Genomic DNA, 18,099 nt, shown 5'->3' with positions numbered 1-18,099 from the left:
TCGGGTAAACAAGGGGCCCTGAATGCTGATCTGGCTTGTCGAACTGTCGGAATATTTCAAATTTCTGAACCTGTTCAGATATATTACCTTCCGCACGGGGGCTGCTCTCTTCACCTCAGCACTGATCGTCTTCCTGTTCGGGCCGACGATTATCAATTCGCTGCGCATCAGGCAGGGCAAGGGCCAACCGATCCGCGCCGACGGGCCGCAGACGCATTTCAAAAAGGCCGGCACGCCGACCATGGGCGGGCTGATGATCCTCGCCGGCATCGTCGGCGCGTCGCTACTCTGGGCCGATCTTTCCAACGTCTATGTCGTCGCCACGCTGCTGGTGACGCTGGGCTTCGGTGCGATCGGCTTCTACGACGATTATCTCAAGGTAACGAAGCAGAGCCACATGGGCTTTTCCGGCAAGGCGCGTCTTGGCATCGAATTCGTCATCGCCGGCATCGCCGTCTATTTCATGATGCGCACCGCCCTTGCCTCGGGGATTGCCGGTTCGACCTTCGGCTCCTCGATCGCCTTCCCTTTCTTCAAGGACTTCATGATCAATATCGGCATCATGTTCGTCGTCTTCGGCGGCTTCGTCATCGTCGGCGCCGGCAATGCCGTCAATCTGACTGACGGTCTCGACGGGCTTGCCATCGTGCCTGTGATGATCGCCGCCGCCTCCTTCGGCGTCATCGCCTATCTCGCCGGCAACGTGGTGTTTGCCAACTACCTGCAGATCAATTTCGTGCCCGGCACCGGCGAACTCGCCGTCGTGCTTGGCGCCGTCATCGGTGCCGGCCTCGGCTTTCTCTGGTTCAACGCGCCGCCGGCCGCCATCTTCATGGGCGATACGGGGTCGCTGGCACTCGGCGGCACGATCGGCACCGTCGCCGTCGCCACCAAGCACGAGATCGTCATGGCGATCATCGGCGGCCTCTTCGTCATCGAGACGCTGTCGGTCATCATTCAGGTCGGTTTCTTCAAGATGACCGGCCGGCGCGTCTTCCTGATGGCGCCGATCCATCATCACTTCGAGAAGAAGGGCTGGACCGAGAGCCAGGTGGTGATCCGCTTCTGGATCGTCGCCGTCGGCCTTGCCATGCTCGGCCTTTCGACGCTGAAGCTCCGGTGAGGCAGCGATGATCCCGGTCACGACGCTCAAAGACAGGAAGGTCGCGCTCTTCGGGCTTGGCGGCTCCGGCTTTGCCACCGCCCGGGCGCTGATATCAGGCGGTGCCGAGGTGACCGCCTGGGACGATAATCCCGACAGTGTCGCCAAGGCCGAGGCCGAAGGCATCAGGACGGAAGACCTGCACAACATCGACTGGAGCCAGCAGGCGCTGTTCGTGCTGTCGCCCGGCGTGCCGCTCACCCATCCGAAGCCGCACTGGACCGTCGATCTTGCCCGCGCGGCCGGCGTCGATATCGTCGGCGACGTCGAACTCTTTGTGCGCGAGCGCCGCGCCTATGCGCCGGATTGCCCTTTCATCGCCATAACCGGCACCAACGGCAAGTCGACCACGACGGCGCTGATCGCCCATATCCTGAAATCCGCCGGCTACGACACGCAGCTCGGCGGCAATATCGGCACGGCCGTACTGACGCTCGAGCCGCCGAAGGCCGAGCGTTATTACGTCGTCGAATGCTCCTCCTACCAGATCGATCTGGCGCCGACGCTGGACCCGTCTGCCGGCATCCTGCTCAACCTCACGCCCGATCATCTCGACCGTCACGGCACGATGCAGCATTATGCCGATATCAAGGAACGGCTGGTCGCCGGCAGCGATGTCGCGATCGTCGGCGTCGACGATAGCCATTCGGCCCTGATCGCCGACCGCGTCGAGCGGGCAGGCGTCAAGGTGATCCGTATTTCGCGCCGCAGCGTGCTGGCCGACGGCATCTATGCCGAGGGCACGAAACTCATCCAGGCCGCCGGCGGCGCCATGCTGCCCTTCGCCGATCTCGACGGCATCCAGACGCTGCGCGGCAGCCATAATGCGCAGAACGCCGCCGCCGCCGTTGCCGCCTGCCTTGCCGTCGGGATTTCCGCCGACCACATCCGCGCCGGCCTAGCCTCGTTTCCCGGACTGAAGCATCGCATGCAGCCGGTCGGTCAGCGTGGCCGTGTCGTTTTCGTCAACGATTCCAAGGCGACCAATGCCGATGCCGCAGCACCGGCTCTTTCGAGCTATGATCGCATCTATTGGATCGCCGGCGGCCTGCCGAAGGCTGGCGGCATCACGACGCTCGCTCCCTATTTTCCGCGTATTGCCAAGGCCTATCTGATCGGTGAGGCGGCGGCGGAATTCGCCGCGACGCTCGGCGAGGCCGTGCCTTACGAGATCTCGGGCACGCTGGAGCGCGCCGTCGCGCATGCGGCCGCCGATGCCGAACGCGACGAGAGCGCTGCTTCGGCCGTGATGTTATCCCCGGCTTGCGCAAGCTTCGACCAGTATAAGAACTTCGAAGTCAGGGGCGAAGCCTTCGTCGGCCAGGTGGCAGCGCTTGACGGGATTACGATGCTGATCGGTCCGGCAACAGGAGAGAAATGACATGGTAAGCCGCGCGGAACGTGGGCCTCTGGCCGATTGGTTCTGGACCATCGACCGCTTCTTTCTGGCGATGTTCATCTTCCTGATGGGCATCGGCTTCATGCTGTCCTTTGCGGCATCTCCCGCGGTCGCCGAACGTATCGGGCTCGAGCCTTTCCACTTCGTCAAGCGCCATGCCGCCTTCATGATCCCTTCGATCGGCGTCATGCTCGGGCTATCGTTCCTGACACCACGCCAGGTGCGGCGAACCGCAATTCTGATCCTGATCATCTCGGTCGCCATGATGGTGCTGGTGCTGTTCGTCGGGCAGGAGGTCAAGGGTGGCAGGCGCTGGATCTGGATCGCCGGCCTTTCCATCCAGCCGTCGGAATTCATGAAGCCTGCTTTCGTCGTGGTCTGCGCCTGGCTGTTTGCCGAACATGCGCGCCAGCCGGAGATTCCCGGCAATCTCTTTGCCATCATTCTGTTCGGCATCGTCGCGGCCCTTCTCGTCGCGCAGCCGGACCTCGGCCAGACTATCCTGACCACGGCCGTCTGGGGCGGAATGTTCTTCATGGCCGGCATGCCATGGATCTGGATCATGCTGCTCGGCATCGGCGGCGCCGGCGGCTTGCTCGGCGCCTATTACGTTTTCCCGCACGTTGCGTTGCGCATCGACAAGTTCATGACCGGCGAGGGCGATACTTTCCAGATCGATACGGCGCGCGAGGCGATCATTCGCGGCAGCTGGTTCGGCCAGGGGCCGGGCGAGGGCATCGTCAAGCGCATCATCCCGGATGCGCATACCGACTTCATCTTCTCGGTCGCGGCCGAGGAATTCGGCATCGTCTTCTGCATGGCGCTCGTTGCGCTGTTTACCGTGCTGGTGCTACGCGGCCTCTCGCATGCCTATCGCGAACGGAATGACTTCAACCGCTTCGCCGTCGCCGGCCTGGTGCTGCAGATGGGCATCCAGTCGATCATCAATATCGGCGTCAATCTCGAACTGCTGCCGGCGAAGGGCATGACGCTGCCGCTGATTTCCTATGGCGGCTCGTCCATGGTGGCGATCTGCGTCACCGCCGGCTTCATTCTGGCGCTGACCCGCCATCGACCGGAAAAACGCGCGCAGGACCGGAGCCTTTTCCGCGTCCCGCACGGCATGCCGGCGGAGTAGAAGACCATGAGCAAAGGCATCGTGCTGCTTGCCGCCGGGGGAACCGGCGGCCATGTGTTCCCGGCGGAGGCGCTGGCCTTCAAGCTGAAGGAGCGCGGCTACTCGGTGCATCTCGTCACGGACAGCCGAGCCGAACGGTATGCCGGCAAGTTCCCGGCCGAGGAGATCCATGTCGTACCGTCGGCGACGATCGGCTCGAAGAACCCGGTTGCCGTCGCCCGCTCGCTATGGACACTCTGGAGCGGCATGCGGACTGCAAAGAAGCTGATCCAGCGGCTGCGGCCGGTCATCGTCGTCGGTTTCGGCGGTTATCCCACCGTGCCGCCGCTGCTTGCAGCGACCCGGCTTGGCGTGCCGTCGATGATCCACGAGCAGAATGCGGTGATGGGCCGCGCCAACAAGGCCTTGGCAACCCGCGTGCAGGCCATCGCCGGCGGTTTCCTACCGGAGGGGGGGGCGGCCTTTCCGGACAAGACGGTGACGACAGGCAATCCGGTCCGCCCGGCAATCGTCGCCGCGGCCGAGGTGCCTTACACACCGTCGCATCCCGGTGAGGCCTTCAACCTCGTCGTCTTCGGTGGCAGCCAGGGCGCGCAATATTTCTCCAAGGCGCTGCCGACGGCGATCAGCCTGCTCGACGACGCGCTTCGCGTGCGCCTGCGCATCACCCAGCAGGTGCGTCCCGAGGATATGGAGATGGTCAGCGGCTGCGTCGCCAAGCTGGAGATGGGAGCCGATATCGCCCCCTTCTTTACCGACATGGCCGAGAGGCTGGCGAGGGCGCATCTCGTCATCTGCCGTTCGGGCGCCTCGACGGTTTCGGAAATCTCCGTCATCGGCCGTCCGGCCGTGCTCGTGCCTTACCCACACGCTCTCGATCACGACCAGGCGGCGAATGCGGCGGCGCTCGCTGCGACCGGCGGGGCGAAGGTGATCGCCCAGTCGGAGCTTTCGCCGGAGAAGATCGCGGCAATCCTGACGGCTGTGATGAACGATCCGGAAAAGCTTTCGCACATGGCGGCGGCGGCGAAACTCGCCGGGAAACCTGATGCCGCGAACTTGCTTGCCGACATGGTTGAGGCTATTGCCGCCAGACGGACAATTGCGGAATTCAAGAGGACACGCGCATGAAACTGCCGAAGACGATCGGTCTCGTCCATTTCATCGGCATCGGCGGCATCGGCATGAGCGGTATTGCCGAGGTGCTGCACAATCTCGGCCACAAGGTGCAGGGATCCGACCAGGCCGACAGCGCCAATGTCCAGCGTCTGCGTGACAAGGGCATCGAAGTGTTCGTCGGTCACCGGGCAGAAAACCTGGGTGAGGCGGAAGTCGTCGTCGTCTCGACGGCGATCAAGAAGAGCAATCCGGAACTCATCGCCGCGCGCGAAAAGCTGCTGCCGGTGGTGCGCCGTGCCGAAATGCTGGCCGAGCTGATGCGCTTCCGCAATGCGATCGCCATCGGCGGCACGCACGGCAAGACGACAACCACCTCGCTGGTCGCCACACTGCTCGAAGCCGGCGGGCTTGACCCGACCGTCATCAATGGCGGCATCATCAATGCCTACGGCACCAATGCTCGCATGGGCGAGGGCGAGTGGATGGTGGTCGAGGCCGATGAATCGGACGGCACCTTCCTGAAGCTTCCGGCCGATGTCGCCGTCATCACCAATATCGACCCGGAACATCTCGACCATTACGGCAATTTCGACGCTGTGCGCGCCGCCTTCCGGCAATTCGTCGAGAATGTGCCGTTCTACGGCTTCGGCGTCATGTGCCTCGACCATCCCGAGGTGCAGTCCCTGGTCGGCCGCATCGAGGACCGCAAGATCATCACCTACGGCGAAAACCCGCAAGCCGACGTGCGTTTCATGAATGTGCGCATCGACGGCACGCGCTCGATCTTCGACGTCGAAATCCGCCGCCGCCGCACCGGCCAGGTGATCGAGCTCAAGGGGCTGGTCATGCCGATGCCCGGACGGCATAATATCTCCAACGCAACGGCGGCGATCGCCGTTGCCAACCGGCTCGGCATATCGAGCGCCGATATCGCCAAGGGGCTTGCCTCCTTCGGCGGCGTCAAGCGCCGCTTCACGCTGACGGGCGAATGGAACGGGGTGCAGATCTTCGACGATTACGGCCACCATCCCGTCGAGATCAAGGCGGTGCTGCGCGCCGCCCGAGAATCCTGCAAGGGGCGTGTCATCGCCGTCCACCAGCCGCATCGCTTTAGCCGTCTTGCGAGCCTGTTCGAGGAATTCGCCGCCTGCTTCAACGATGCCGACAGCATCTTCCTGGCACCCGTCTATGCAGCAGGCGAGGATCCGATCGAGGGTATCGATTCCGTGTCGCTGGTCTCGCGCATAAAATCCGGCGGCCATCGCGACGCCCGCTTTCTAAGCTCGGCGGAGCTTCTGCCGCAGATGGTCGCGGAGGTTGCAAAGCCTGGCGATTTCGTGGTTTTGTTGGGGGCTGGGAGCATCACATCCTGGGCGGCGGCGCTGCCCAAGCAACTGGAAGGCCTATCGGGAAAGTCCGTATGAAACAGGTGAATGGGGAAAAGCTTCTCGCGTCTCTCGGAGAGGGTGTAAAGGATATCCGCGGCCGTATCACGCCGGATGCCCCAATGGACCGTGTCACCTGGTTCAGGGCCGGTGGCCTAGCCGAGCTGATGTTTCAGCCGCATGACATCGACGATCTCGTCGCCTTCCTGAAGATATTGCCGGAAGAGGTGCCGCTGACGGTGGTCGGCGTCGGCTCCAACATCCTGGTGCGCGACGGCGGCATTCCCGGCGTCGTGCTGCGCCTGTCGGCCAAGGGGTTCGGCTTCGTCGAGCTTGCCGGCGAAAACCGCATCCTGGCCGGCGCCATCTGCCCTGACAAACATGTGGCGGCGATGGCGATGGACAACGGCATCGGCGGCTTCCATTTCTTCTACGGCATCCCCGGCGGCATCGGCGGCGCGGCGCGCATGAATGCCGGCGCCAACGGCGTCGAGACGCGCGAGCGGCTGATCGAAGTCCATGCGGTCGACCGCAAGGGCGACAAGCATGTGCTTTCCAATGCCGAGATGGGCTATTCCTACCGGCATTCGACCGCATCGACGGATCTGATCTTCACCTCCGTGCTGTTCGAGGGTTATCCGGAAGAGCGCGCTCAGATTCGCGCCGAGATGGACGCCGTGCGCAATCATCGCGAGACGGTGCAGCCGGTGCGTGAAAAGACCGGCGGGTCGACCTTCAAGAACCCCGCCGGCCATTCGGCCTGGAAACTGATCGACGAGGCAGGCTGCCGCGGCCTTGTCATCGGCGGAGCGCAGATGTCGTCGCTTCACTGCAACTTCATGATCAACATGGGGCAGGCAACCGGCTACGATCTGGAATATCTCGGCGAACAGGTGCGTCGCGAGGTCTTCGAAAAAGACGGCATCAAGCTCGAATGGGAAATCAAACGCCTCGGCGTCTTCATGCCCGGCCGCGAAGTGCGTCCGTTCCACGGCGTGACGAGCGAGTAACGGTTACTTCGCCGCAAGCTTCAGGCCCTCGCGCGGCGTGACGACGGGCGACCAGCCAAGCACGTCGCGGGCATGGGATATATCGACCTGCAGGGAACCGCAAAGACGCTGGTAGACGGCGGCCTTTCCGGTGACCCTCGCGCCCATCTGCAACAAGGCAGGCGGGAAGGGGAGCAGCATCGGCTTGACACCCAGCCCTGCGGCAATCCCTTCGATAAGCCCTGGAGTCGAAAGATCTTCTCCATCGCCTGCGAGAAAGGTCTCTCCGGCAGCACCCGGATGCTTCATCCCGGTGATGATCAGATCGACGAGATTTGGAAGGGCGACCAGGGTCCGGCGGTTCTTCAGCGACGCGAAGGGGAGCGGTATTTTCTTCATGATAAGTCCGACGAGCAGGGCGAAGTTGCCCCTTGCGCCAGGTCCGTAGACGAGCGGCGGGCGAATGACGACGATTTCCATGCCTGTTCGGGCGGCGATTTCACGCAGCCCGATTTCAGTTTCCAGCTTCGAAATGCCATAGGGATCGATCGGCATCGGCGTATCGTCATGCCGGAAGGGCCGATCGTTCTCCTCGCCATTGACCTTGATGCTGCTGATGAAGACGAACCTTCTTACGCCGGCGCGGGCGGCCTGCTCGGCGAGGTTCAACGTGGCGGCGGTGTTGATCTGACGAAATTCCGCTAGCGGATCGGCTGCGCGGTCGTTCATGATGTGAACACGAGCGGCGAGATGGACGATGACATCAATACCCTCGAGAACCGCTGTCCAATCGGTTTCGCTTGTTATCTCGATGGGGAAATGCCGCACAGATGTCGGGAAGCTGGCGGCTGCAGATCGCGTCGTCACCGCAAGCTCGCATATCCGCTCTCTATGCAGTCTTTCGACGAGAGGCCCACCGACAAAGCCGGCTGCGCCGGTAATGAGGCATCGCATGATCTGTTCCCCGTTTTACCGTGAGTGCTCCGGTTAACCGGAAGTGCTCGCCGCATCAATAAAAAAGCCGCGACGTGGCCGCCGCGGCTTGTTGTTCACTTGTTGCTCGAGTTTCAGACTTCTTCGCGGCCCGACAGCCGGATGCAGACCAGCGAGATCACGGCCGAGGCGGCGAGGTAGTAGCCGACATAGTCCAGACTATAATGGGTGGCGAGCCAGGTGGCGATATAAGGGGCGAGCGAAGCGCCGAAGATGCCGCCGAGGTTGAAGGTCATCGAGGCGCCGGTATAGCGCACCGTGGTCGGAAAGGGGGCGGCCAGGGCAGCGCCGATCGGACCATAGGTGAAGCCCATCAGGGCGAGGCCGATGATCGAGCACAGGAAGGCGCCTGCGAGACCGCTGGTCAACAGCGTCGCGTAGAAGAAGCCGAAGATAGCGATGGCAATCGTCGTCAGCGTCAGGATGATGCGGCGCGAATAGAGATCGGAGAGCCAGCCGGAGAGCGGGATCGTCAGGCCGAAGAAGACGACGCCGACAAGCTGGACGACCAGGAACTGCTCTCTCGTATAACCGAGCCCACCTTTTTCCATAGGTGTCGTACCCCAGGAGAGCGTGAAGACTGTCATCAGGTAAAACAGCACGAAGGTCGCGACGGCGATGAAGGTGCCGAGGATCAGGCTGCGCAGATGGTTGCGGAAGACGACCTCGATCGGCACGGCAACGCGCTCGTGCTTTTCGACGGCTTTGCGGAATTCCGGCGTCTCGGCAATCTTCAGGCGGACATAGAGGCCGACGGCGACGAGGGCGAGGCTGGCGATGAAGGGAATGCGCCATCCGTAGTCGAGGAAATCCTCGTTGCTCATCGTTTCCGCCAGGATGAGGAAGAAGCCGGAGGAGAGGATGAAGCCGATAGGCGCTCCGAGCTGCGGGAACATGGCGTACCAGCTGCGCTTGCCGGGAGGAGCGTTTTCGGTGGCAAGCAGAACGGCGCCGCCCCATTCGCCGCCAAGGCCGAGGCCCTGACCGAAGCGGCAAAGCGCCAGCAACAAGGGTGCGGCGATGCCGATCGCATCATAGCCCGGCAGCATGCCGATCAGCACGGTCGAAAGCCCCATCGTCATCAGTGCGGCGACGAGCGTCGCCTTGCGGCCGATGCGGTCGCCGAAATGACCGAAAATGACGGCGCCGATGGGGCGGGCGAAAAAGGCGATCGAGAAGGTGACGAGCGACTGCAGCGTTGCGGCGTTCGAATCGCTTGCCGGGAAGAAGAGATGCGGGAAGACGAGGACGGCTGCTGTCGCGTAGACGTAGAAGTCGAAGAATTCGATGGTGGTGCCGACAAGGCTGGCGATAAGGACGCGGGCCGGAGAATTGACTTGCGTGCTGTTCGAGGCAGGAGTCGGCGATGCGGAGATCGCGTCAGACATTTTCATTCCAATCAGTATTTTTGTGAATCGCCGTGGGAGGCCGGCGGGTTTTAACGCTATTTCAGGTCCCTGAAAACGTCAAAACATGGAGTGTTTACAGGGGACGCGGCCCCGCATGCATTACCGGCTCGCGTCCCCCGGCGTCATCTCAAATCCTTGGGTTTTCCTTCCTTGCGTGAGGCTTGCCGTGGCGTTGCCCGCGTGCTTGACCGGAATCGAATTGTAACAGATTCATTGCTAACCCTCTGGTTGAGGGCAGAGGAGATATCCATGCAAAAGAGTCTTGTTGCCGAATTTCTCGGCACGTTCTGGCTGGTCTTCGGCGGATGCGGCAGTGCCGTGCTGGCCGCGGCCTATCCCGAGCTTGGAATTGGTTTTGTCGGCGTGGCCTTTGCGTTCGGTCTGACGGTGCTCACCATGGCCTATGCCGTGGGCGGGATTTCGGGCGGTCATTTCAATCCGGCGGTCTCGCTTGGCCTTACAGTTGCCGGACGGTTTCCCGCGGCGCGCCTCGTTCCCTATATCGTCGTGCAGGTTATCGGCGCCATCGCCGCGGCGGCGCTGCTTTATCTCATCGCCAGCGGCAAGGCGGGTTTCGAACTCGGCGGGTTTGCCGCCAACGGATATGGCGATCATTCTCCGGGCGGTTATTCACTGCTTTCGGCGCTGCTGATCGAAGTGCTGCTCACCATGTTCTTTCTGATCATCATCCTGGGATCGACCAGCAGTCGCGTGCCTGCCGGCTTCGCGCCGCTTGCGATCGGCCTCGGACTGACGCTGATCCATCTCGTTTCTATCCCTGTGACGAATACCTCGGTCAATCCAGCGCGTTCCACCGGCCAGGCGCTTTTTGTCGGCGGCTGGGCGTTGCAGCAGCTCTGGCTGTTCTGGATTGCGCCGCTTGCGGGTGGAGCGCTCGGCGGGCTCGTATGGAAATTCCTCGACGACGCCGACTGACTGCAAGAGAACGAGCTATCCCATTGAGCCCGCGCGGTTTTTCCGTGCGGGTTTTTTTGTTTTCGCGGATCGACGGCGTCTTCGATCGCACAATCCCGAAGAAGAGAAGGTTAAAAAATCAAGGACGCGGCAATACGAAGTTAACGAAAGTAAACACTTCATTAACCATAATGATGCTCTAATGCACCCAGGTCGGACAAAGGCCCGAAACGGCGCAGACAGCTTCGCGCAAGCGTCGATTTCGAAAATGGAAGTTATTTTTTGGGGGTGTTGATGAGTCGCAAGCATGTCGCTGTCCTGATGGGCGGATTTTCCTCGGAAAGGCCTGTCAGCCTTTCCTCGGGAAAGGCTTGCGCAGAAGCCCTCGAGGCGGAGGGCTTCGACGTGACGCGCATCGACGTGGCGCGTAACGTTTCCGAAAAACTCGCTGCGCTGAAGCCCGATGTCGTCTTCAATGCGCTTCATGGCCCGTTCGGTGAGGACGGCACCATTCAGGGCATCCTCGAATATCTGGAAATCCCCTATACGCATTCGGGCGTGCTTGCCTCGGCGCTGGCGATGGACAAGGACAAGGCGAAGCTCGTTGCCGCCGCCGCCGGCATTCCGGTCGCCGAATCGCAGGTGGTCAACCGTTTCGCCTTTCCCTCGACGCATCCGATGAAGCCGCCATATGTGGTGAAACCCGTCCGCGAAGGGTCGAGCTTCGGCGTCGTTATCGTCACGGAAGATCAGGCGCATCCGCCACAGATCGTCAGCTCGCCCGAATGGCGTTACGGCGAAGAGGTGATCGTCGAGCGCTATGTCTACGGTCGCGAACTCACCTGCGGTGTGATGGGCGAAACTCCGCTTGGTGTCACGGAAGTGGTGCCGCAGGGACACAATTTTTATGATTACGACTCCAAGTATGCGGCAGGCGGTTCAAAACACGTCATCCCCGCGAGAATTTCACCGAATATTTACCAAAAAATACAAACATTGTCCCTAAGGGCGCATCAGGCAATCGGTTGTCGCGGCGTCAGTCGGTCCGACTTTCGTTACGACGATCGTTTCTCCGAAGACGGCGAAATCATCTGGCTGGAAGTCAATACCCAGCCAGGTATGACCCCAACCTCGCTCGTGCCCGAAATGGCCGGTCATGCCGGCTATTCGTTTGGTCAGTTTCTCCGGTGGATGGTGGAGGACGCGTCTTGTTTGCGTTGACAGTCAAAAAGATAGGGCGCCCCAGCCATCATGCCGTGCTTCCGATCATGGAAGCCGAAGAGCGGTTCGTACTGCCGCGTCCGCTGCGCCGGGTCACGCGCTTTCTGATCAGTCTCTGCAGCGGCCGCATTTACATTCCTGTTCATACCGGCACGGTCTCGGCGCTCGCTTTCTTGGGCGCGACGGGGCTTTACGGCATGTCGCTCGGCGGTCACACCGAAGCCGTCGCGCAGGCGACAACGACGGCCGCGGGTTTTGCGATCGAGGACGTGAAGGTCTCCGGCAATTCGGAAACCTCCGAAATCGAAATCCTGCAGCTGATCGGCCTTGACGGCACGACCTCGCTGGTTGCCCTCGACGTCGATGCCGCCCGCCGGAAGATCGCACAGCTTCCCTGGGTCGAGAATGTCGAGGTCCGCAAGATTTATCCGAAGACGATCGAGGTGAAGCTCAAGGAGCGCCAGGCCTATGCGATCTGGCAGCACGGGCAGGAGCTTTCCCTGATCGAGAAGAACGGCAGCGTCATTGCGCCGCTACGCGACAACAAGTTTTCGGCGCTGCCGCTCGTCGTCGGCCGCGATGCCGAAACGGCGGCGGCTTCGCTCGACGACGCCTTCTCGAAGTGGCCTGACGTGAAGGCCCGCGTGAAGGCTTATGTCTGGATATCCGGCCGCCGCTGGGACCTGCACATGGACAACGGCGTCGTCGTCAAGCTGCCGGAAGACGGTATCGACCAGGCACTGGCGACGCTTTCGAAGTTCGACAAGGAGCACCAGCTCCTGGAGCGGGACATTGCCGCAGTCGATCTCAGACTGTCCGACAGAACCGCGATCCAGCTGACGCCGGAGGCGGCGGTCCGCAGGCAGACGGCAGTGACGGAGCGTACGAAAGAATTGAAGAAGGCGGGGCAGAATATATGAGCTTGTTCGGTTCATCCCATTTCGGATTGCCGCGCCTGAAGCCGCTTTCGTCGAAGCGGTCACATGTCGTTTCGGTGCTCGACATCGGTTCGACCAAGGTCGTCTGCATGATCGGCCGGCTGACGCCGCGCGAGGAAAGCCAGATCCTGCCGGGCCGCACGCACAATATCGAGATCATCGGCATCGGCCACCAGCGTTCCCGTGGCATCAAGACCGGCGTCATCGCCGATCTTGATGCGCTGGAAGGCGTCATCCGCCTTGCCGTCGACGCGGCCGAGCGCATGGCCGGGCTGACTGTAGAAAGCCTGATCGTCAACCTGACGGCCGGCCGGCTCGGCAGCGACATCTACACAGCGACGATCGACCTCGGCGGCCAGGAAGTCGAGCTCAACGATCTGAAGAAGGTGCTGTCGGCAGCTTGCCAGCAGTCGCTGCGCCAGGACCGCTCGGTGCTGCATTCGCTGGCGACCGGCTTTTCGCTCGACGGCGAGCGCGGCATCCGCGACCCGCTGGCGATGTATGGCGATGCGCTCGGCGTCGACATGCATGTGGTGACGGCGGAGCGTTCGGCGCTGAAGAATCTCGAGCTTAGCGTCAATCGTGCTCATCTGTCGGTCGAGGGCATCGTTGCGACGCCCTATGCATCGGGCCTTGCGGCCCTCGTCGACGATGAGGTCGAGCTCGGCTGCGCGGCGATCGACTTGGGCGGCGGCACGACGACGATCTCGGTCTTTGCCGAGGGCAAGCTCGTTCATACGGATGCCGTCGGCCTCGGCGGCCATCACGTCACCACCGACCTGGCGCGCGGTCTTTCGACCCGCATCGAGGATGCGGAGCGGCTGAAGGTCGTGCATGCCTCGGCCCTTTCGAATTCCTCAGACGAGCGCGAGCTGATCTCGATCCCGCCGATCGGCGAGGACGATCGCGACCAGCCGTCACAGGTGCCGCGGGCACTGGTTTCGCGCATCGTCTCGGCCCGTATCGAAGAGACGATGGAACTGATCCGCGACCGTATCCAGCGCTCAGGCTTCAGCCCGATCGTCGGCAAGCGCGTCGTGCTGACCGGCGGGGCGAGCCAGCTGACCGGCCTTGCCGACGTGGCGCGGCGTATCCTCGCCCGCAACGTCCGCATCGGCCGTCCGATGGGCGTCTCGGGGTTGCCGACAGCGGCCAAGGGCCCGGCCTTTTCGACGGCCGTCGGCCTGATGATCTATCCGCAGGTCGCGGACATGGAGACACATGCGTCACAGAGCGGTCTGCTCATGTCGCTTGGAGGAAATAACAGCCGCATTGCCCGTATGGGCCAGTGGCTGAAGGAAAGCTTCTGAAATTGCGTAATTGGCCGGCGTGGCGATGCGGCCAGAGAGAGAAGGAACAGGTACCATGACCATCAAGCTGCAAAAGCCTGACATCACAGAGCTGAAGCCGCGCATCACCGTGTTCGGCGTTGGCGGCGGAGGCGGCAATGCCGTCAACAACATGATCACCGCCGGCCTCCAGGGCGTCGACTTCGTCGTCGCCAACACGGATGCGCAGGCGCTGACGATGACGAAGGCTGAGCGCATCATCCAGCTCGGCGTCAACGTCACCGAAGGCCTCGGCGCCGGCTCGCAGCCGGAAGTCGGCCGCGCGGCCGCCGAGGAGTGCATCGACGAGATCGTCGATCACCTGAACGGCACGCATATGTGCTTCGTCACCGCCGGCATGGGCGGCGGCACCGGCACGGGTGCTGCTCCGGTTGTCGCACAGGCGGCCCGCAACAAGGGCATCCTGACGGTCGGCGTCGTCACCAAGCCGTTCCATTTCGAAGGCGGGCGCCGCATGCGCCTGGCCGAGATGGGCATCCAGGAACTGCAGAAGTCTGTCGATACGCTGATCGTCATTCCGAACCAGAACCTCTTCCGCATTGCCAACGACAAGACGACCTTCGCCGATGCCTTCGCCATGGCTGACCAGGTTCTCTATTCGGGCGTTGCCTGCATCACCGACCTGATGGTCAAGGAAGGCCTCATCAACCTCGACTTCGCCGACGTCCGCTCGGTGATGCGCGAGATGGGCCGGGCGATGATGGGCACCGGCGAAGCTTCCGGCTCCGGCCGCGCGCTGCAGGCCGCAGAGGCTGCGATCGCCAACCCGCTGCTCGATGAAACCTCGATGAAGGGCGCTCAAGGGTTGCTGATCTCCATCACCGGCGGTCGTGACCTCACCCTCTTCGAAGTCGACGAAGCCGCGACCCGCATCCGCGAGGAAGTCGATCCGGACGCCAACATCATCCTCGGCGCTACCTTCGACGAATCGCTCGAAGGCATCATTCGCGTCTCGGTCGTCGCAACCGGCATCGACCGGGCGATGAACGAAGCCGCCGAACGGAACCTCCAGCCGGCAGCAAGGCCTGTTATCCGTCCCTCCGCGGCTGTTGCTCCGGCAGCGGCCGCAGTTCAGCCTGCCCCCGTGATGCAGGCACCGAAGGCCATGGATCCGATCGCGCAGACCATCCGCGAAGCCGAGATGGAACGCGAGCTCGAAATTTCGGCCCCGCGTGCTGCCGCACCGCTGCAGCAGCCGGCTCCACAGCAGGAGACCTTCCGTCCGCAGAGCAAGATCTTCGCGCCTGCGCCGGAAGCTCCGGCAATGCGTCCGGCCCCCGTTCAGCAGCAGGCTCCCGCGCCCGTTATGAGCCAGCCGGTCATAAGCCAGCCGGTCCAGCAGCAGCCGGTCCGGCACGAACCGACCATCCGCCAGGCGCCCGAACCAATGCGTATGCCGAAGGTCGAGGATTTTCCGCCGGTCGTCCAGGCCGAACTCGACCACCGCACGCAGCCGGCTTCCGCCCATGCGGCGGAGGAGCGCGGTCCGATGGGCCTGCTTAAGCGAATCACCAATTCGCTTGGCCGCCGCGACGACGACGCCGTCGCCGCCGATATGACCGCAGCACCGCCGGCCGCTTCGCAGCAGCGCCGTCCGCTGTCGCCGGAGGCAAGCCTCTACGCACCGCGCCGCGGCAACCTCGATGACCAGGGCCGCGCAGTTCCGCAGGCCCGGATGATGCAGGAAGACGACCAGCTGGAAATCCCGGCATTCCTGCGTCGCCAGTCGAACTGAGTGCGTGCTTCGGCACCGTTCATGCCCGGGATCAAGGTCCCGGGCATTGCTGTTTTTTAGCCTGTGATTCGCAAGCGATTTCAATCGTCTGACTTCGTAACAAAGCGAAAGAAACAGTGATTTGGATTGGAGCGCCGGCGCACGTAAGTATGGTGCAAGAAAACTGCGCTAGGAGGCTTTCAACAGCTCCTTCCGCAGAATGAACGATGACCGCGCCGATCGGACATGCCGCCGGTACGGAAGAATAAAAGGCAGAATTTATGGCAATTGGCTTGCTGGGTTTTCAAACGACGGTATCGCGTCCCGTGACGCTTTCGGGCATCGGAGTGCATTCGGGCGCAGAAGTCTCGATCACCCTGAACCCGGCCGAATCGGACACCGGAGTCGTTTTCCAGCGCCTGCATGACAATGGCGACATCACCGAACTCAAGGCCGTCTCTTCGCAGGTCGGCAATACTGACCTCTGCACCGTACTCGGCTTCTCACCCGCCCATTCTGTCGCGACGATCGAGCATGTCATGGCTGCTGTATATGCGCTTGGCCTCGACAATGTGGTGATCGAGGTGCAGGGCTCCGAAATGCCGATCATGGACGGCAGCTCGCTGCCTTTCGTCGAGGCGATCGAGCAGGTCGGTCTCGTCTCGTTGGGCGTCAAGCGCCGTTATATCCGTATCACCAAGCCGGTGCGCATCGAGCATGGCGGCTCATGGAGCGAATTCCGCCCCTATGACGGTATGCGCTTCGAAGTCGAGATCGATTTCGACTGCCCGCTGATCGGCCGACAGAAGTGGGCCGGTGACATGACCGCCGCCGTCTTCAAGGCCGAGCTTTCCCGCGCCCGCACCTTCGGGTTCATGCGCGATGTCGAGCGTCTCTGGGCGTCGGGTCACGCGCTCGGCTCCTCGCTTGAAAATTCCGTCGTCATCTCGGACGACAACACCGTCATCAACGTCGAAGGGCTGCGTTACGCCAAGGATGAATTCGTCCGCCACAAGACGCTCGATGCCGTCGGCGATCTGTCTCTTGCCGGCGTCCAGTTCATCGGTTGCTACCGTTCCTATCGCGGCGGTCACAAGATGAATGCCAATGCGCTGAAGGCGTTGCTCGCCGATCCCTCCGCCTACGAGGTTGTGGAGACGTCGACGCCGCGCCAGCGTGTCGCTGCCCGCGAACTGATTGCAGTCAGCGCTTCGGAATTCGCTCCCTGGTCGGCATGACCTCCAGCATATTCTCAAGACCAGGCCGCCTCTTTCCCGGAGGCGGTTTTTTTATGTCCGGCCGTGTCTGCGGCGATAGACCGATGCTTGGCCGCCACAGGTCGGGAAGAAGTTGAAAAGCCGATCATTCTGCGGCTGCTGCCACAAAAATGCGTTAATGCCTTATCATTGCGTTGCTCTTGATGCACATTTGTGGCTAGAAACGCCAGCGAGGCGTGGCTGCCGTGGAGAGAGCGGCAGCAGTGGGGTTCTTTCGAATGGGTTATGCAGGATCTGAAGGTATGATGAAGACAGCGCGCGCTTTGTTCGCATCGCTTCTGGTGCTCAGCGCAGGCGCCTCGATCTCCGGTTGCCAGTCGGATCCCGATATCGACATCACCAAGCTCGGACTCGAAACCGATCCGCCTGACGTGCTCTACACCCAGGGCCTTGCCAATATGAAGGCTGGCAACATGGCGGAAGCGGCGCGCAAGTTCGACGCGATCGACCGCGAAAACCCGTTCTCCGAATGGGCGCGCAAGGCGCTTGTGATGAGCACCTTCGTCAAATACCGCCAGGGCCGTTTGGACGATGCGCTTGCTTCCGGCAACCGCTACATGTCGCAATATCCGAAGTCCCAGGATGCTGCCTATGTGCAATATCTCATCGGTCTCACCTATTCCAAGCAGATCGTGGACGTGACGCAGGACCAGCGCGCCTCGGCCAAGACGATCGAGTCGATGCAGGCCGTCATCGACAATTATCCGAACTCCGAATATGTCGACGACGCACAGGCGAAGATCCGCTTTGCGCGCGATCAGCTGGCCGGCAAGGAAATGCAGATCGGCCGCTACTACATGGAGCGGAAGGAATATCTCGCCGCGATCTCGCGCTTCCGCATCGTCGTCGAGAAATATCCGAATACCAACCAGATCGAAGAGGCGCTGGCGCGTCTCGTCGAAGCTTACTACGCCATGGGCATCGTCGACGAGGCGCAGACAGCCGCTGCCGTTCTCGGTCACAATTATCCCGACAGCCAGTGGTATGCTGATTCCTACAAGCTGCTGCAGAGCGGCGGTGCCGAGCCGCGTGAAAACAAGGGCTCGTGGATCGCGGCAGCGGGCAAGAAACTTCTTCTCGGTTCCTGAGGC

Annotated in this window: 15 protein-coding genes; 13 read left to right on the top strand and 2 right to left on the bottom strand. The window is 62.1% G+C overall.

The window, feature by feature from the left end:
- Nucleotides 1-22: 22 nt before the first annotated feature.
- Genes mraY through murB form a run of 6 tightly spaced genes read left to right on the top strand, consistent with a single transcriptional unit; the run spans nucleotide 23 to nucleotide 7,213 of the window.
- Complete coding sequence (gene mraY, locus RLCC275e_RS14320; RefSeq protein ID WP_003541415.1) at nucleotides 23-1,123, top strand: phospho-N-acetylmuramoyl-pentapeptide-transferase; 1,101 nt, start codon at nucleotides 23-25, stop codon at nucleotides 1,121-1,123.
- Nucleotides 1,124-1,130: 7 nt separating this feature from the next.
- Complete coding sequence (gene murD / locus RLCC275e_RS14315) at nucleotides 1,131-2,543, top strand: UDP-N-acetylmuramoyl-L-alanine--D-glutamate ligase (RefSeq protein ID WP_033180956.1); 1,413 nt, start codon at nucleotides 1,131-1,133, stop codon at nucleotides 2,541-2,543.
- A gap of 1 nt (nucleotide 2,544) precedes the next feature.
- Nucleotides 2,545-3,699: a putative lipid II flippase FtsW gene (gene ftsW, locus RLCC275e_RS14310; protein WP_033180955.1), complete on the top strand. Its 1,155-nt coding sequence runs from the start codon at nucleotides 2,545-2,547 to the stop codon at nucleotides 3,697-3,699.
- 6 nt (nucleotides 3,700-3,705) lie between these two features.
- Nucleotides 3,706-4,830, top strand: coding sequence for an undecaprenyldiphospho-muramoylpentapeptide beta-N-acetylglucosaminyltransferase (gene murG / locus RLCC275e_RS14305; RefSeq protein ID WP_130707794.1), 1,125 nt, complete (start codon nucleotides 3,706-3,708; stop codon nucleotides 4,828-4,830).
- Entirely contained in the window at nucleotides 4,827-6,242 is a 1,416-nt protein-coding gene (gene murC, locus RLCC275e_RS14300; RefSeq protein ID WP_033180954.1) for a UDP-N-acetylmuramate--L-alanine ligase, read from the top strand. Before murG ends, murC begins: the two co-directional genes overlap by 4 nt.
- Nucleotides 6,239-7,213 carry a UDP-N-acetylmuramate dehydrogenase gene (gene murB / locus RLCC275e_RS14295; protein ID WP_033180953.1) on the top strand — a complete coding sequence of 325 codons (975 nt, stop codon included), beginning with the start codon at nucleotides 6,239-6,241 and terminating at the stop codon, nucleotides 7,211-7,213. Before murC ends, murB begins: the two co-directional genes overlap by 4 nt.
- 3 nt (nucleotides 7,214-7,216) lie before the next feature.
- Here murB and RLCC275e_RS14290 read toward each other — a convergent pair whose 3' ends face one another.
- On the bottom strand, nucleotides 7,217-8,146 hold the full coding sequence (locus tag RLCC275e_RS14290; RefSeq protein ID WP_033180952.1) for a UDP-glucose 4-epimerase family protein: 930 nt from the start codon (nucleotides 8,144-8,146) through the stop codon (nucleotides 7,217-7,219).
- A gap of 113 nt (nucleotides 8,147-8,259) precedes the next feature.
- Nucleotides 8,260-9,573, bottom strand: a complete 1,314-nt coding sequence (locus RLCC275e_RS14285) for an MFS transporter (RefSeq protein ID WP_033181034.1) — start codon at nucleotides 9,571-9,573, stop codon at nucleotides 8,260-8,262.
- A 270-nt stretch (nucleotides 9,574-9,843) separates the two neighbouring features.
- Here RLCC275e_RS14285 and aqpZ point away from each other — a divergent pair, with 270 nt between their 5' ends.
- The 7 genes from aqpZ (at nucleotide 9,844) to RLCC275e_RS14250 (ending at nucleotide 18,096) form a co-directional block, all read left to right on the top strand.
- Nucleotides 9,844-10,530, top strand: coding sequence for an aquaporin Z (gene aqpZ, locus RLCC275e_RS14280; protein ID WP_003561017.1), 687 nt, complete (start codon nucleotides 9,844-9,846; stop codon nucleotides 10,528-10,530).
- Between the two features lie 273 nt (nucleotides 10,531-10,803).
- A complete protein-coding gene (locus tag RLCC275e_RS14275) occupies nucleotides 10,804-11,730 on the top strand; it encodes a D-alanine--D-alanine ligase (RefSeq protein WP_033180951.1) in 927 nt (308 codons plus the stop codon).
- Entirely contained in the window at nucleotides 11,718-12,650 is a 933-nt protein-coding gene (locus RLCC275e_RS14270) for a cell division protein FtsQ/DivIB (protein ID WP_033180950.1), read from the top strand. The genes RLCC275e_RS14275 and RLCC275e_RS14270 overlap by 13 nt, the downstream gene beginning before the upstream one ends.
- Entirely contained in the window at nucleotides 12,647-13,978 is a 1,332-nt protein-coding gene (gene ftsA / locus RLCC275e_RS14265; protein ID WP_012758279.1) for a cell division protein FtsA, read from the top strand. The genes RLCC275e_RS14270 and ftsA overlap by 4 nt, the downstream gene beginning before the upstream one ends.
- 55 nt (nucleotides 13,979-14,033) lie before the next feature.
- Complete coding sequence (gene ftsZ, locus RLCC275e_RS14260) at nucleotides 14,034-15,752, top strand: cell division protein FtsZ (protein WP_033180949.1); 1,719 nt, start codon at nucleotides 14,034-14,036, stop codon at nucleotides 15,750-15,752.
- A gap of 260 nt (nucleotides 15,753-16,012) precedes the next feature.
- Nucleotides 16,013-16,969 carry a UDP-3-O-acyl-N-acetylglucosamine deacetylase gene (gene lpxC / locus RLCC275e_RS14255; protein ID WP_033180948.1) on the top strand — a complete coding sequence of 319 codons (957 nt, stop codon included), beginning with the start codon at nucleotides 16,013-16,015 and terminating at the stop codon, nucleotides 16,967-16,969.
- A gap of 257 nt (nucleotides 16,970-17,226) precedes the next feature.
- On the top strand, nucleotides 17,227-18,096 hold the full coding sequence (locus RLCC275e_RS14250; RefSeq protein WP_171816916.1) for an outer membrane protein assembly factor BamD: 870 nt from the start codon (nucleotides 17,227-17,229) through the stop codon (nucleotides 18,094-18,096).
- Nucleotides 18,097-18,099: the final 3 nt, after the last annotated feature.

This window comes from Rhizobium brockwellii (assembly GCF_000769405.2).
In the GTDB taxonomy this organism is placed as follows: domain Bacteria; phylum Pseudomonadota; class Alphaproteobacteria; order Rhizobiales; family Rhizobiaceae; genus Rhizobium; species Rhizobium brockwellii.
The sequence above is the reverse complement of the archived record's forward strand: the minus strand, read 5'-3'. Positions and strand labels throughout refer to the sequence as shown.